Origin of the sequence: Photobacterium kishitanii (genome assembly GCF_000613045.3) — a bacterium.
Lineage (GTDB): Bacteria > Pseudomonadota > Gammaproteobacteria > Enterobacterales > Vibrionaceae > Photobacterium > Photobacterium kishitanii.
On record NZ_LN794353.1, the window covers coordinates 630498 to 647161 of the forward strand.

Below are 16664 nucleotides of genomic sequence, written 5' to 3' on the forward strand. Positions count from 1 at the left end.
TTATCTTTTGTTGCAACACTACATTTGACCATCAACTATCATAAAAGTCAGTAAATGACGTCGTTTTCATGATAAAACCGTTACCTTACTAACAAATTACACTATTAATTATAGAAAATCAGTAGTATAAAATTGAGTAATATTCAGCATAACATCTAGATATGGCATTTTAATATCACTTAAAGTGCAACTATGATTATAAATCAGCAAGCGCTCCCTTTACCTTAGCAGCAACTTCTGGTGATACCCATTGGATCCATATTGCTTCATATTGGTTAAGGAATTCCGCCATAACTTGCTCGCCATCAGCATTATTATTTACCTTCCATGCCATTAAGTTATTCATATCTTGATTTGAAAAACGACGAGCTGACAAGTATGCGGTAATCTCAGGCGCTCGCTGAGCAAATTTAAGAGTAACAATCGTATCGACAGCGCGAGGGGGGAACATCGTTACTTGAGGATTTTTACAGTTAGGTTTTTCAATACATTCTCTAAAATGTTCACGATCAACGCCTGAATTAAAGTCAACTCGTACCATTTTATAATTACCTAATACTGCCGTTGGTGACCAATAATAACCAATCCAAGGTAACTTTTTTGCATAAGCATGAGCAATGGATCCTGATAATCCAGTTACTGCATCTGTCGGTGTTAACTCAAAACCTGCTTGCTTAAGATCGAGGGCATTAAACAAATTCGTCACTGCATTTTGACAACGCCAATCAGGTGCACAGCTAAAAAAAGGTTGTTTATTGCCAAAATCTGAACGTTTAAATAAATAACTGTGCTGCTTAACTCCAGCAATAGTCGCTAATGATGGCTCTTTTTCTACCATATAAGCCGGTACCCAAAACCCCTCTAAGCCACCTTCATGCAATACTTTACCGACAAACTTAATTTTATCTTTTTCAATGCCGTGCTCCAATCCTCCTTTCAATGCATTGCGCCACATTTCAGGAATAATGTCAGGCTTACCTTGGATTAGAATAGATTTCGCAGCGAGGATCGTTTCGCTCGGCACTAACTCTGTCTCGCACCCAAATCCATGCTGTAAAATAAAACTATCGACATTAGCGACAAAAGTAGCTGAATCCCAATTCATATCTGCAATAGTTACCTTGCCACATTCTGTCGCATGTACATTAAACGTTATCGCAAACAATACCATGAATACTGTCAGTTGCTTTAGCATCAATACCCTCCCTTCTATCACTGCTTAAATGCAATTTATTACTATTATTCTAAACAACCTCAATATCAAACACCAAAAAGAAACCGCCAAATATAAAAAACACCCTTAACAATAACGTCAAGAGTGTTGGGCTTTTACAGTGCAACAAAGACTTTGCAAAAGTTACATTATTCTCGCGGAGTAGCTTGATCGCTTAATGCTTCCGCTAATGTTGAACGCGATAATCGTCCCGTAACATCTCCTTCCTCATTAATAACAGGTAATGGATGTTCGTTATCTAGTGTCTCAGGGATCACTGTTTCCAGTAATGCATCCGTTGTTATTGCAGGTACGGTTTCTAACATCGATTGATCAATGGCTTTGCTATAATCAGATTCCTTTACAAGCTCTAAGGTTTCTTGTGTAATCACGCCTTGATAACCTTCCTCATCAATAAAATACCCATAATCATCTTTTGCATTACGCATTTCTGTTACAGCTTCACCAATAGTTTCTGCTGAAATTCTTACACCTTGTGGCTTCATTACTGTTGCAACCGTTAATGCACGAGCACGATTAACATCTTTAACAAACGCTTCGACATAATCATCAGCAGGGTGTAATAAAATATCAACGGGTTTACCTTGTTGAACCAATTTACCATCTCGTAAAATAGCAATACGATCCCCTAACCGTAATGCCTCATCAAGATCATGCGTAATAAAAATAATTGTTTTATGTAGTTTTTCTTGTAATTCAATTAACTGATCTTGCATCTCACTACGAATGAGTGGATCTAATGCCGAAAATGCCTCATCCATCAATAATACTTCGGCATTAGTACATAACGCGCGAGCAAGTCCAACCCGTTGTTGTTGACCGCCAGATAAATTGGCTGGATAACTTTGCTCATATCCCGCAAGCCCAACCGTGGTTAACCATTGCTGTGCTTGTTGTTGCCACTGTGCCGTTTTCGCCCCTTGAACAGATAAACCATAGCCAACATTCTGTAATACCGTTCGATGAGGCATTAAACCAAACCGTTGAAAAACCATCGACATTTTATGACGTCGAAAATCTTGCAGTTGCTTAGCATTTAAGGTCATCACATCCGTGTTTTCAATAATAATACTGCCTTCGGTTGGTTCAATTAACCGATTAAAATGACGTATTAATGTTGATTTTCCCGATCCTGATAGACCCATAATGACAAATATCTCACCGGGATAAATATTCAAATTAATGTCACTTAACCCTACGGTATGGCCAGTTTCAGCCAAAATAGCATCTTTAGACTCCCCTGCTTTTACTTTGGTGAGCACTTGCTTATCTTTAGGACCAAAGATCTTATACAAATTTTTAACTTGAATAAGTGGAGTACTACTTGGTTTATTACTCATTTAGGTGTCCCTCCTAAATGCTGCTGACTCCGTTGAGCATAGCTTTGAGATATACGATCAAAAATAATCGCTAATGCCACAATTGCTAATCCATTTAACAACCCTAAGGTGAAATATTGATTAGTAATTGATTTAAGTACTGGTTGCCCTAAACCTTTAACACCAATCATCGATGCAATAACGACCATCGCCAACGCCATCATGATGGTCTGATTAATACCCGCCATTATATTGGGCATCGCTAACGGTATTTGCACGCCGAATAATCGTTGCATCGGACTCGCACCGTAGGCTGTAGCAGCTTCTAATACTTCTTCGTCTACTAATCGAATACCTAAATTGGTTAAACGAATAACAGGGGGAACCGCATAAATAACAACAGCGATCACACCAGGGATCTTACCTATTCCAAGTAACATCACCACTGGGATTAAATAGACAAATGCAGGCATTGTTTGCATCACATCAAGCATAGGCGTCACAATTCGTTGAATTCGGTCCGATCTGGCCATCGCAATACCTGTCGGTATACCAATCGCAATTGCGACCAATGTCGAGACTAAAATAATACTCATGGTTCGCATGGTATTATCCCACATGCCAAAAACACCAATCAGCACAAAGGAAATCACAACGCCGAGTGATAATTTCCAAGAACGACTAGCAACATAAGCTATCGCTGCTAATACTGCGATAACTAACCACCATGGCGTTGCCAGTAACAGTTTTTCAAACCAAATTAAAAAAGCTAATAGCGGATCAAAGAAGCTTTCGATTGTATCGCCATATTCACGAGAAAATGCACGATAACCACCATCTAATGTTTTCCTTATTTCAACTAACTGTGCTCGTTCAAGTTGAGGAAATTCTGTTAACCATGAATCATTTGACATAAGTATCATCCATTTACTTATAAATCTTTTAATGCGCCTTTAACTTTTATAGCCACATCTTTTGATACCCACTGCGTCCAAATAGCATCATGATTAGTCAAAAACTCAACCATCACGGCTTCACCATCAGCTTGATTATCTTCCATCCATGCTAATAACCCATTCATTTCACTATTGGTAAATGAGCGTGCTGATAAATATTTCACGGCATCACTTGAACGATCAGCAAATGAGGTGGTAATAACAGTATCAACGGCTGATGGCGGATACATGGTTACTTTAGGATCGGTACATTCAGGATTAGTAATACACGATGAGAAGTATTTCGCATCCACACCAGAACCGAAATCAACTTTAACCATTTTATATTTACCGAGTACTGCTGTTGGTGCCCAGTAATAGCCAAACCATGGTTGTTTACGTTCATAAGCTTTTGCAATTGAACCCGATAAGCCAGCACCAGAGCCTGGATCAATCAAATCAAATCCAGCTTTAGCTAAATCAAGCGCTTTAAATAAATTGCCAGCCGATATCTGACAATTCCAACCGGCAGGACAACCATAAAATGCAGATTGATCAGGATCCTCAGGGTGGGTAAATAGTTTGGCATTCTTTTTTATGCCTGCAATGGTCGCTAATTCAGGCGTTTTTTCTACCATATATTCTGGCACCCAAAACCCCTCTTCTCCACCATCAGAAAATGTCGGCCCGGCAAATTTTAATCGTCCTTCTTTCACACCACGATCGAGTGCACTCTTTAATGAATTACTCCACATTTCAGGCGCAATATCAGGTTCACCTTTTTCAATCATTGATGTACCTGTCGGCATGGTATCTCCCGGCACTAATTCAGTATCACAACCATAACCATGCTGTAGAATAAAGCTGTCAACATTGGCAATTAAAGTTGCTGAATTCCAATTCATATCTGCAATAGTAACTTTGCCACATTCCTCAGCATTAATTTGTGTTGAAAAACTTGCCATGAATAAAGATGCTAGAGCTAATTTACGCATAAATAACTTCCCTTTATTTATCTACCACTAAACATTGATAATACTTAGTAGTCTAAACAAATAACAGCCACAACACAAAGAATAACAACAAATTAAAAACAATCACGCTACATAAATACATCAATTTGTGTTAATTCAATCCCAAGCAACAGCTCTTTTTCACTAAATATAAATACGACTTTTTATCGTTTTTATTGCTAATTTTGCTTATCATGACGCAAGTATTTTCTTAGTAATGGACAATAACAATGTACAAATTAGTCGCACTCGATATGGATGGCACATTACTGAATTCAGATGGTGCTATCTCAGAGCACAATAAGCAGGCTATTGCAGCGGCGCGAGCTCAAGGAGTATATGTTGTATTAGCATCTGGCCGCCCTATTGAAGGCATGACATGGGCTTTAAAAGAGCTCAATATGAATAGCGATAATGATTTCGTACTGTCATATAACGCTTCTTTGGTACAGCGAGTTGCTAGTCAAGAAGTGGTCAGAAGCCAAACATTAATCGGCAGTGATGCAAAAGCAATTGCAGCAATTGCTCACGATCTTGGCGTTCATGTTCATGCATTCTCTCGCCGCCAAGGACTGATTACTCCACAACATAATTACTATACTGATCACGAAGCTAAAATTAATGGCCTAACTATCACGTTAGCTGACTTTGCAGAGCTTGATGATAACGAAGAAATTATGAAAGTAATGATTATTGATGACGCTGAACGTCTTGAAGCCGCAATAGCACAATTACCACCAGCTCTATATCAACAATATACTATTGTAAGAAGTGCACCATTCTTCCTTGAGTTTATGCACACTAACAGTAACAAAGGTGTTGGTGTTAAGGCGCTAGCTGATTTTTTAAATATTAACCAAGATGAAGTAATAGCGATGGGTGATGCCGGTAATGATCATCATATGATCGAATTTGCAGGTTTAGGTGTTGCGATGGGAAATGCAACGGAAGAAACCAAAGCAATTGCGAACTATATTACTGACACTAATAATAATAGTGGTGTTGCTCAGGTTATTGAAAAATTCATTCTTAATGCTTAACCTCTAAAAATACGCACAAAAAAAGCCAGCAGTGCTGGCTTTTTCTTTTCGGTTATTAATTTAATTATTTAGCAAGAGTAACTGTATCAACATCAATAGTACGTACAGTCCAATCTTTATCTACTTCACCACGAATAATAACTTTAGTGGTTGGTGTTACTGTAATACCATGCCAATCTTTATGATCGATTTCGATTTTAATTTCACCAGTTGCATCTTTAAACATGTAATCTTCTTTACCGATTGAAGATACAATGTGGCCGGTAAGTTCTACTGCGGCATTATCATCAGCATGCGATGCAGCCTTTACTGTATTTAATACAGGAATAGCACTCGGACCATTAAAGCCACCTTGTGCTTGAACAAGTGGGGCAGCTTCAGTTGGACCATTAAAGCCACCTTGTGTTGATTGCGTTGCTGCCATCACTGACATTGATGAAAGCATAATAACTGAAGCTGCAAGTAATTTTTTCATTTGTCTATATTCCACAGGGTTATTTAAATGAGAACATAATCTCTTAGATGCATTAATGATAAATACATGTCTTTTTTGAAGTATAACTCTAAGCGATTAATTACAGCAATAGTATTCTATTCAACAAAGTTAGGATATAAAATCACGATTAAAACACCTAAGGTAATTCTTTAACCTTATACGATGCTAAAAATACCGACACCACCGTTTCTATATGATCTTCAAGTACCTTACCTTCACTATTCGGTAATACATTCATTACTTGCGGCCAAAACAGTAATCCTTGAAATAAACTCATATAAATACTAGTGAGTAACATAAGATTTTTATCAACCAAGCACCCTGCGGCAATAGCTTGCTGAAACCAATCAGTAATAGCTTTAGTACTATATAAATCTTTAATCAGATTCATTGCTAATTCAGGTTGACGTAAAAACTCCACCACAATAGTGCGCGATAGCGGAATACCGTAAGTCGAATACAATATATCTGCTTCACGACGTGTAATTGCAGTTAGCTGTTCAGTCAATGTAACAGTTGGATCAAACTCGTACTTTATATTTTCAGCAACGGATTCCTGAATAATCGTCAATACTGAAACAAATAATACTTCTTTACTTTCAAAGTGACGATATAACGTACGTTTAGAGACCGCAGCTTCGGTTGAAATACGATCCATATTTGCTGCTAAAAATCCGTGCGTTATAAACTCTTCTTTAGCTGCCTCTATGATTGCTAGATGCTTGCGTTCCGTTTGTTTCATCCTTAATCCATTCCTTATCATCACTATCTTTTAGTTAATTTTATGAGCTCAGTCTAACAATCCGCAACAAAAAAGTACACTCAATAGTTTACAATTAGTTTTTTCTCACTAAAATGCAGTCTTAGTTTACTTTAATGGTGACTTAACATGATAAACCATCGTTAATCATCAACCTAATGATAGTGGAGAACACGGTGAAAACTCATTCAGCAATGTCCAATGTGACATCGTTAACAATCAATAAACTGGCTATAGCGGTTAGTTTATCTTTAGCGGTAGTGATGTTGTCAGGATGTGACAGTAAGGAAGAAACAACTGTCACCACGCCTATCATTAGGCCAGCTCTCACTCAAATTGTTATGTCAAAAGCTGACACTAGCTTAAGTTTTAATGGCGTAATTCGCTCAGCAGAACGGGCTGATTTATCATTTCAAGTTAATGGCCGTGTTAGTCATATTTTTGTAAATGAAGGCGACAAAGTACATAAAGGTCAGTTACTCGCGAAATTAGATCCTAAAGATGCCCAAACTGCCTTTACAACAGCACAACTTGAGTTAAATAACACCAAAAAAGACTATTTACGTGGTAAGTCGATTTATGAAAGTTCACAAGCAATTGCTAAGAGTGATCTAGACGAGCTAATGACGCGTTATAACTTAGCGCAAAATCGCCTTGAAAATGCTAAGAATCAACTAGCTTACACTCAATTAATCGCACCATTTGATGGCATCATTGGCCGTAAATTAATTGATAATCACGTTCGAATTCAAGCTAATACGCCAGTCTTAACGTTGCATAATCTTGATGATCTAGAAGTAGTCGTTAACATTCCAGATACCGTGATGCTAACGGGTTTGAAATGTGAAAAAGCTAACGCTGAGATAACCACGATTCCCGGCCATTTATTACCGTTAAGTTTACGTACTTACTCAACTCAGGCCGACCCTATTACACAAACATTCTCGATTGTTTTGGGATTGGATGACTCAAAAGGATTAAATATCCTGCCAGGCATGCCAGTCAGAGTAACCCCGAGTGTTGATGAGTGCCCTGAAGACTATAGAGATAATAAGAACAACCCACTAACTGTACCGTTAACTGCAGTCGTACCTGATAACCAAAACAAACAATTTGTATGGATTGTGAATACCAATAACATCGTCGAAAAACGCTATATCAAAGTTGGCACTATTAATAAAAACTGCATTACGGTTCCCTCAGGTCTAAAAGCTGGCGAACGTGTTGTTATTGCAGGCGTATCAAAACTTAAAACTGGTATGGAAATTCGCCCATATACAGATAACACTCAGGACGGAGCATAAAATTAATGGATATCGCTCGCTATACCATAGCTAAGCGCACCAGTGTGTGGGTGATGATTGCCATCATCCTAATTGGTGGCTATATCAGCTATCTAAAATTAGGCCGTTTTGAAGATCCTGAATTTGTGATCCGCCAAGCGGTGATTATCACGCCTTATGCAGGTGCTACAGCGCAAGAGGTTTCTGACGAAGTCACTGATATTATTGAAGGTGCTGTCCAGTCATTACAGGAACTAAAAGAGGTTAAATCAGTTTCAAAGCAAGGCATGTCTGAAGTAACTGTTGAGATAAAACTTGAGTTCGCAAAAAATCAAGCTGACCTTCAACAAGTATGGGATAAGTTGCGTCGTAAAATTAATGATGCCCAGCGTCAATTACCACCAGGTGCCGGCCCATCGATTGTTAACGATGATTTCTCTGACGTTTATGCGCTATTTTTTGCGGTAACAGGTGACGGATTTAGTGATAAACAATTATCTGACTATGTTGATAGCCTTCGTCGTGAACTTGTACTTGTTCCTGGTGTAGCAAAAACGGCAACACTTGCAGAGCAACAAGAAACTATTTTTGTTGAGTTCACAAGCGAGCGTTTAGCTAAGTTTGGTCTCTCAGTTGATAATGTATTATCAGTATTACAAAAACAAAATATTGTTAATGTTGCTGGCAGCCTAACCTCAAATGGTATGCGTATTCCAGTCATGCCAACACCAAATGTAAATTCATTTGATGACTTAAGAAATCTTCAAGTTGGTATCGGTGATAACCACACCGTATTACGCCTAAAAGATATTGCTAATGTTAAGCGTGGTTACCAAGAGCCAACATCAATGTTGATGCGCTATAACGGTGAGCGTGCGATTGGCTTTGGTATTTCTAATGTTACTGGCGGCAATGTTGTCGACATGGGTGATGCGGTTAAAGCTCGTATTGCTGAATTAGAAAGCCAACGTCCACTGGGTATGGAACTGAATGTTATCTCGATGCAATCAGATTCAGTGCGTGATTCTGTTACTAATTTCATCGATAACCTAATTGCAGCCGTTGTGATTGTATTTATCGTACTGTTGCTATTTATGGGGATTCGTTCAGGGATCATTATCGGTTTTGTATTAATCCTAACCGTAGCAGGTACCTTGTGCATTATGTTGATTGACGATATCGCCATGCAACGTATTTCTTTAGGTGCATTAATCATTGCCCTAGGAATGCTGGTCGATAACGCGATAGTAGTCACTGATGGTATTCTAGTTCGCTTACAAAATAATGAAGATCGTGAAGTTGTTATTCCTGAAGTTGTTAATGCAACTAAATGGCCATTATTAGGTGGTACTGTTGTTGGTATCTGTGCATTTAGTGCTATCGGTCTATCACCTTCCGATATGGGTGAATATGCCGGTTCATTATTCTGGGTAATTCTTTACTCAATGCTATTAAGCTGGTTGTTTGCAGTAACAGTTACCCCGTTATTGTGTCATCAGTTCTTAAAAGTCAAAGTAAAAACGGGTACTGATAAACCAAGCAAAGTCGTTAATGGTTATAAAGGTTTATTAACATGGGTACTTATCCATCGTAAAACGACAGGTTTATTACTGGTTGCGACTCTTTTAGGTGCAGTTTGGGGAGTTAAATTTGTTCCACCAGGGTTTATGCCTGAATCACAGCGCGCTCAATTTGTGGTTGATGTCTACCTACCACAAGGCACTGATATAAAAAATACGGAAACGGTTATTGCTCAAATAGAACAAGACGTTAAACAAAAGTCAGGCATCAGTAATATTTCAAGCTTCATTGGTGGTGGTGGCTTACGCTTTATGCTGACCTATGCACCAGAAGCGCGTAATCCAAGTTATGGTCAATTACTGATCGACATTGATGATTACCGTAACATTGCGCCATTACTGATCGAACTTCAAACTGAGCTTGATCATAAATACCCTGAAGCATCAATCAAAGTATGGAAGTTCATGCTTGGTCGCGGCGGCGGTAAGAAAATTGAAGCTGGCTTTAAAGGCCCTGATAGCAAAGTATTACGTGAACTTGCTGAGCAAGCAAAAGCGATTATGCTAAGCGATCCAAATTTGATAGCGGTACAAGATGACTGGCGTCAACAAGTACCCGTAATCAAGCCAGTATATTCAGCAGAAAAAGCACAGCGTTTTGGTTTAACTAACCAAGAAATAAGCCAAGCGATTGCACAAACATTGAATGGTCGTAACATTGGTGTTTACCGTGAAGGTAATGATTTGATCCCTATCGTCGTACGCGCACCAGATAACGAGCGTACTCATGAGCGTGCGATTGAAAATACTGAAGTTTACAGCCGTATGGTGAATGGTTTAATTCCGGTTAGCCAATTAATAGAATCGGTAAATGTCGCTTGGGAAGACGCAATCTTACGTCGTATTAACCGTATTCCAACGATTCTGGTACAAGCCGATCCAGCGCCTGGTGTGTTCACGGCTGATGCGTTTAATGATCTACGTGGCAAGATTGAAGCAATTGAATTACCGCCAGGTTATGAGTTGACATGGTACGGCGAATATAAAGCCTCAAAAGACGCGAATGTGGGTCTTGCTACCTCTGCCCCTTATGGCTTTGCGGCAATGATTTTAGCAGTGATCTTTATGTTTAACGCTATTCGCCAGCCTTTAGTGATTTGGCTAACAGTGCCATTAGCTTTAGTCGGGGTCACGGTCGGTTTAGTCATTTTCCAAACCCCATTTGAGTTTATGGCGATTCTAGGCTTCTTAAGCTTAATCGGTATGATGGTGAAAAATGCTATCGTATTGGTCGACCAAACTGATGTTGAAATAGCGGAAGGTAAAACACCGTATCAAGCGATTATTGATTCTGCACTTAGTCGTGCTCGACCAGTATTACTTGGTGCCTTCACAACGATTTTAGGTGTTGCACCATTGCTGATAGATCCGTTCTTTAAGAGTATGGCGGTAACGATCATGTTCGGTCTGTTGTTTGCAACAATCTTAACACTCGTCGTAATCCCATTACTCTACGCAGTATTGTTCCGCGTTAAGGTTGAAAAGCCACAGACTTAACCATAACAACTAAAAAAAGAGGGAGTGACATCACTGATGTTCACTCCCTTTTTTATATCTGATGATATTTAACAGCAATAGATATCAGCGCTTTTGCTTAATATATTCAATAAGATCAGCCGCTAAACGTCGCAATACGCCAGGTTCTGGTTGCGTATGAGAAAAAGTACGCAGGCCATAAATTCCCATCACTAAAAATTGTGCTAAGTGCTGGCTATCACACTGGTTACTGATTTCATTCGCCTGTTGTGCAAGTGCAATTTGCTCAGCTAACGTCTGCTGCCATTGTTTCAACATATGACTAATAGTATCAGCCACTTCAATATCTTGTTGCGCAAGCTCACTCAATGCTTTTTGCAATAAACAATCTTTAATCTGCTCACGCTCACACTCATCAACAACTTGCTCAAGATACGTTTCAATCGCAGTTATTACTGAAACCGATTGAGAAAACAAGGCAACAAACTGAGCATAACGTTGATCTCGGTAATGTTCTAACGCAGCTAATAGCAACCCTCGTTTATTGTTAAAAGCACAATAAATTGAACCGGGATGAAGCCCTGTTGCTTGTTTTAAATCTTGCATACTGGTATTGCTATAACCTTTGGCTATAAAAACATCCATTGCCGATAGTAATACTCGATCACGATCAAATTCAGCACTACGCATAATGACTCTCTTCTGCTTTACCTATTGTTAGTTTACTGAATATTGAACAATCATTCAAAAAAACTCTTGAATGATCGTTCAAATAAGTCTAACTTGAACGGGCATTCAAATTAGAGGCAATAATCATGCTCGATACCCTATTTCACCCTTTTGTACTCAACGATACGCTTACGTTAAAAAACCGTATCATTATGGCGCCATTAACACGCTGCATGGCAGATGATGACTTAATCCCTACACAAGCGATGGTTGATTATTATGCACGTCGTGCTGATACAGGGCTTATTATCTCAGAAGCTATTTTAATTCGTGCAGATGGTCAGGGTTATCCACATACTCCTGGCTTATTTACACCAGAGCAAATTAATGGCTGGCGTAATGTTACGGATGCTGTTCATCACAATGGCGGTAAGATTTTTGCACAACTATGGCATACCGGTCGTGTAGCTCACCCATTCTTTTTTGGTGGCGAATATGTTCTCGCACCTTCAGCTATCGCACTTGAAGGCACTTTACCAAGAATGCGCGAGCTAACTTACACAACGCCTAAACCTGCAACTAAAGCTGAGCTTGAACAACTTGTTGCTGATTTTAGTCAAGCAGCAGCGAACGCTATCGATGCTGGTTTTGATGGCGTCGAAATTCATGGCGCAAATGGTTATTTGCTCGATCAATTTCTACACTTCAGCACTAATGTTCGCGATGATGAATTTGGTGGTACGCCAGAGAATATGGCTCGTTTCCCACTGGCAGTGATTGATGCTATTAGTCAACGCATTGGTCGTGATCGCACAGGTTTACGTTTATCTCCTGGCGGTTACTTTAATCTTGAAGGTGACGCACGCGATCGTGCGGTATTTGATTATTTATTACCTGAAGTTGAAAAACGTTGTTTAGCGTATCTGCATGTTGGTATTTTTGATGACAGCATGAACTTTGAATATCTTGATGGTAGCGTATCACATTACATGCGCACCCATTATCAAGGTACTTTAATTGGTGTCGGCTGCTATAGCCCACAAACAGGCAGCGATGCAATTGAAGCTGGCAAATTTGATTTACTCGCGATTGGGCGCCCATTAATCGCCAACCCAGATTATGTTAGCAAAGTACAAGCGAATCAAACATTGGTTCCATACAACGATACTATGCTTGCTCAATTAGTATAATTTATTATATTACGCCTTGATATCGCATTATTAAGGCGTTTATTTCTCTGCATTTAATAATTTAGAGATAAATAACGAAAAATCATTGTTTGCATTTGTATCGATAGACAAAAGCCTAGTTTAGCTTTTATGATAACAATAGCTAAAATAATAATGATAGAAAATAATGACGAATATTCGACAGAAACAATCTAGCCAAAAGATACTATTAGCGAGTTTATTTATCGCAACAAGTGGCTACGCCTCTCACGCATATGCAGATGAATCTACCTCATCTACTATCAACAACTCTCTAAATTACAGCAGTGATAATGCGTTACTTTTAGAGCAGTATAAAGATAACTTTGTTTTACCTTTCTATTACACCCAATCTCCAAATTACAAAGAATATCAATCAGTTATACCAGATGATGGCAAGCTAAGTAAATATAATGTCAATTTTCAAATCAGTTTAAAATACCGCCTTCTTTCAGGTATTTTATATGATAATGACCAACTTTTCTTTGCCTATACCCAGCGCTCAAATTGGCAAGCCTATGCATCATCGGCTTTCTTTAGAGACACAGAGTATGAACCTTCTGTTTTTTGGACCTTCCCCACAGAGACGACATACAGCAACAATTTTCACTACGCGGGGAGTACATTAGGTTTAGTTCATCAGTCTAATGGCCGTGGTGGTGAGCAAGAACGCAGCTGGAACCGAGCTTTTATTGATATGACCTTCAAAAAAGATGCCCTAACATTAAGTATTAAACCTTGGGCACGACTCGATTTTGGAGCCAAAGACTATAACAAAGATATCACTAACTACCTTGGCTATGGCCGTGTCAGTATGAATTGGAATATTGATGGCAAGACAATGATCACCTTCACGGTACGAAATGCACTCGAAAGTGGCTTTTCTCGTGGCTATGAAAAGGTCACTCTGAATTTCCCTATCTATAAACGTCTACGCGGATACCTAATGTTTGAAAGTGGCTATGGCATTTCTATTTCAGACTATAACCATTATGACAATGCCGGTGGTATTGGCTTCTCATTTTAATTAGATGGTTAAACTTATTTTTTATCTCTAGTATATAAGTGCATATAAACAACACACATAATAAACTAGAGATAAAAATAATAACTATTCCTTAATTCGATATTAAAAATACTAAATAGCCTCAAAAAAACACTCGCCTTCTTAGCTTTAATATGAAAGTATTAATATTATATTTTTTCTTTAAATAATTATGTCTTTACTCATAGAATAATATATGTTTTAAATAACCTTACTGTAAAACGGGGGATTTCCCCTACCTATAAACATTACTATTAAAATAAATTATTGATAGAATGAACCTGTGAATATTAATCAATCAACGTACTTATCTGTACTAATTCACATGTTATCTTTATCTCCCTACCCTGCAGGCTTAAAATCGAAAGATGGTATTTTTGAATATGCCAATGATGCTTATCGAGATCTTGTTAATGCCCCGCCAGATATAAAAGGGTTAAAAGATAGTGACTTACCATGTGACACAGCTGCATTTGCCGACGTTTTTGTTGAGCAGGATAAATTATCATTAGCGCAAAATAAAACGATAGTAACCATAGATGTACATAACTACTCTTATGGTATAGATGCATATACGTTTACTAAACAACCCGTTATTATTAATGGTGAACCTTGGGGGATTCAATTTACAGCAAGCAAAGTAAAAGATTGGATAAATATGACCTCTTTTGCAGAGGTACTTGCTGCTGATAAATCAAATTTATCATTTAGTACAACTCGGCCATCAGAACCAAAATTAACACCATCACAAGAAATTGTTTTATTTTGGTTATTACGAGGTCGACAAACGAAACAAATAGCACAGCTAATTCATCGGACACCAAAAGCAGTCGAAAAACAAATCGCAAATTTAGTCACTAAATTTTCTTGCTATGGTATTTCAAGTCGATCAGGACTAATTGAATATGCTCGTGGCAATGGTTGGTTATCATTAATACCAGCCCAACTGTTTAGGACCTCAATGTCTATTATTATTAACAATGATGAACAAATGGATTAAGCTCACAAAAATCACGGTAACTTAGGCAAAGGATTGTTTAGTTACATTACTTTGCCTCTATAATCCCGCCAATTATCTTCCTTCTTATTATTGGCTCACCATGCGCATAAAAATCAGTTTAATAGCAACGTTACTGCTTGCTTCCGGATGCAGTTCATTAGTTATACAAGCTCCTCTTCCTCAAGCTAGTTTAATTATTAAAAATGGTCAAATAATCACCATGAATGGCCAAAAACAGCTAATTGACAATGGTGTAGTTGTTATCAATAACGACACTATTATTGCTGTTGGCGATCAGACGTTATTATCCAAATATCAAGCAACACGCATTATTGATGCCCAAAATGGTATTGTGATGCCAGGGATGATAAATACCCATAACCATTTACCTATGATTGCTTTTCGAGGATTAGGTGAAGAAGGTATTGAAAACCGTTTATTTGCCTATTTCTTTCCTCTTGAAAGCGAAAAACTAAGTCGTGAACTGATTTATCAAGCTACCCGCCTTGGTGCAATTGATTTAGCACAAAGTGGTGTCACTACCTTTGCTGACATGTATTATCACGTAGATGAAATGGCTAAAGCGACCAAAGAAGTCGGTTTGCGTGCCGTCTTAGGCGAAACTGTCATTAAATTCCCAGTTGTTGATGCAAAGCAACCATATGGTGGCCTTGAATACGCCCAGAAATTTATTAGCGACTATAAGAATGATCCTTTAATTACCCCTGCTTTTGCTCCTCATGCCGCCTATACCGTTTCAAAACAAAAACTACAGCAAATCAGTGCACTCTCTCAGCAATTAGACGTCCCTGTATTAATTCATGTCGGCGAATTTGGTAATGAATCAGGACGTATTAATGATAATCCAAAACAGTTAAGCCCTGTTGCTTGGCTTAAAGATATCGGAGTACTTGATAAGCGCATGGTACTTGCACACGCTATTCATGTTGACCAAGCTGACATCGATTTAATCAAGCAATCAGGTGCAGGTGTAGCATATAACCCAATGGCAAACGCTAAGGGCGCTACAGGCATTGCACCTGCATGGGAAATGTATCAACAGCAATTGCCAATGGGTCTAGGTACTGATGGTCCTATGAGTTCCAATCAAGTTGATCTATGGCGTACACTTAGTTATGCAGCCAATATGCAACGCTTAAAGCATAATGATCGAACCATTATGATTCCCGAACAAGTGATTGAACTTGCAACAATCGGTGGTGCTCGTGCATTGCATATGGATGATAAAATTGGCTCACTTGAAATTGGTAAAAAAGCTGATGTCATCATAGTTGAAACCCAATCAGCCAACATGATGCCTAATTACAACCCTTATGCAACCTTGGTATATCAAGCTAATCCAAGTAATGTCAGCACAACCATAGTTAATGGCAATATCGTAATGGAACAACGCCAAATGACACAGGTCAATACTGCTGATGTTACTCATCATATTCGTGCTATCGAAGCTGATATCGCTGAGTTTGCTAAAGAACTGGCGAAAAAAGCTATTACCTCTCCAAGCCTAATGAAATAATCATTAACCCTTTTTAATCGTACTTAGACCCCTTATAAACAGCAGCGATGTATATATAAGGGGTAATCT

Annotated in this window: 14 protein-coding genes; 7 read left to right on the top strand and 7 right to left on the bottom strand. The window is 38.6% G+C overall.

Annotated elements, in window-relative coordinates; genetic code table 11:
• Positions 1–196: 196 nt before the first annotated feature.
• From PPBDW_RS18140 to PPBDW_RS18155, 4 genes are all read right to left on the bottom strand, one after another.
• Positions 197–1195, bottom strand: coding sequence for a glycine betaine ABC transporter substrate-binding protein (locus PPBDW_RS18140; RefSeq protein ID WP_036791167.1), 999 nt, complete (start codon positions 1193–1195; stop codon positions 197–199).
• 167 nt (positions 1196–1362) lie between these two features.
• Positions 1363–2574, bottom strand: a complete 1212-nt coding sequence (locus tag PPBDW_RS18145) for a quaternary amine ABC transporter ATP-binding protein (protein ID WP_036791170.1) — start codon at positions 2572–2574, stop codon at positions 1363–1365.
• Positions 2571–3467: an ABC transporter permease gene (locus tag PPBDW_RS18150; protein ID WP_036791173.1), complete on the bottom strand. Its 897-nt coding sequence runs from the start codon at positions 3465–3467 to the stop codon at positions 2571–2573. Before PPBDW_RS18150 ends, PPBDW_RS18145 begins: the two co-directional genes overlap by 4 nt.
• Positions 3468–3484: 17 nt before the next feature.
• A complete protein-coding gene (locus tag PPBDW_RS18155) occupies positions 3485–4483 on the bottom strand; it encodes an ABC transporter substrate-binding protein (protein ID WP_036791176.1) in 999 nt (332 codons plus the stop codon).
• A 248-nt stretch (positions 4484–4731) separates the two neighbouring features.
• Between PPBDW_RS18155 and yidA the strand changes: the two genes are divergently transcribed.
• Positions 4732–5541: a sugar-phosphatase gene (gene yidA / locus PPBDW_RS18160; RefSeq protein ID WP_036791178.1), complete on the top strand. Its 810-nt coding sequence runs from the start codon at positions 4732–4734 to the stop codon at positions 5539–5541.
• Positions 5542–5605: 64 nt separating this feature from the next.
• Here yidA and PPBDW_RS18165 read toward each other — a convergent pair whose 3' ends face one another.
• Together PPBDW_RS18165 and PPBDW_RS18170 are read right to left on the bottom strand one after the other, a co-directional pair.
• Entirely contained in the window at positions 5606–6016 is a 411-nt protein-coding gene (locus tag PPBDW_RS18165; RefSeq protein WP_036791180.1) for a YgiW/YdeI family stress tolerance OB fold protein, read from the bottom strand.
• 157 nt (positions 6017–6173) lie between these two features.
• Entirely contained in the window at positions 6174–6779 is a 606-nt protein-coding gene (locus tag PPBDW_RS18170; protein ID WP_036791183.1) for a TetR/AcrR family transcriptional regulator, read from the bottom strand.
• A 176-nt stretch (positions 6780–6955) separates the two neighbouring features.
• Here PPBDW_RS18170 and PPBDW_RS18175 point away from each other — a divergent pair, with 176 nt between their 5' ends.
• Both PPBDW_RS18175 and PPBDW_RS18180 read left to right on the top strand, forming a co-directional pair.
• Positions 6956–8101, top strand: coding sequence for an efflux RND transporter periplasmic adaptor subunit (locus tag PPBDW_RS18175; RefSeq protein ID WP_373455684.1), 1146 nt, complete (start codon positions 6956–6958; stop codon positions 8099–8101).
• Positions 8102–8106: 5 nt separating this feature from the next.
• Positions 8107–11157 carry an efflux RND transporter permease subunit gene (locus tag PPBDW_RS18180; protein WP_036791185.1) on the top strand — a complete coding sequence of 1017 codons (3051 nt, stop codon included), beginning with the start codon at positions 8107–8109 and terminating at the stop codon, positions 11155–11157.
• Between the two features lie 84 nt (positions 11158–11241).
• Here PPBDW_RS18180 and PPBDW_RS18185 read toward each other — a convergent pair whose 3' ends face one another.
• Positions 11242–11826: a TetR/AcrR family transcriptional regulator gene (locus PPBDW_RS18185; RefSeq protein WP_036791188.1), complete on the bottom strand. Its 585-nt coding sequence runs from the start codon at positions 11824–11826 to the stop codon at positions 11242–11244.
• Positions 11827–11951: 125 nt separating this feature from the next.
• Here PPBDW_RS18185 and PPBDW_RS18190 point away from each other — a divergent pair, with 125 nt between their 5' ends.
• The 4 genes from PPBDW_RS18190 to PPBDW_RS18205 all read left to right on the top strand — a co-directional run bounded on the left by PPBDW_RS18190 (position 11952) and on the right by PPBDW_RS18205 (position 16595).
• Positions 11952–12995 carry an alkene reductase gene (locus tag PPBDW_RS18190; protein ID WP_036791190.1) on the top strand — a complete coding sequence of 348 codons (1044 nt, stop codon included), beginning with the start codon at positions 11952–11954 and terminating at the stop codon, positions 12993–12995.
• A gap of 166 nt (positions 12996–13161) precedes the next feature.
• The gene (locus PPBDW_RS18195; protein WP_054262171.1) at positions 13162–14040 is read left to right on the top strand and encodes a phospholipase A; all 879 of its coding nucleotides are present in this window, start codon (positions 13162–13164) and stop codon (positions 14038–14040) included.
• Positions 14041–14341: 301 nt separating this feature from the next.
• Complete coding sequence (locus PPBDW_RS18200; RefSeq protein WP_230850397.1) at positions 14342–15058, top strand: PAS and helix-turn-helix domain-containing protein; 717 nt, start codon at positions 14342–14344, stop codon at positions 15056–15058.
• 100 nt (positions 15059–15158) lie between these two features.
• Complete coding sequence (locus PPBDW_RS18205) at positions 15159–16595, top strand: amidohydrolase (protein WP_036791193.1); 1437 nt, start codon at positions 15159–15161, stop codon at positions 16593–16595.
• The last annotated feature ends 69 nt before the right edge of the window (positions 16596–16664 follow it).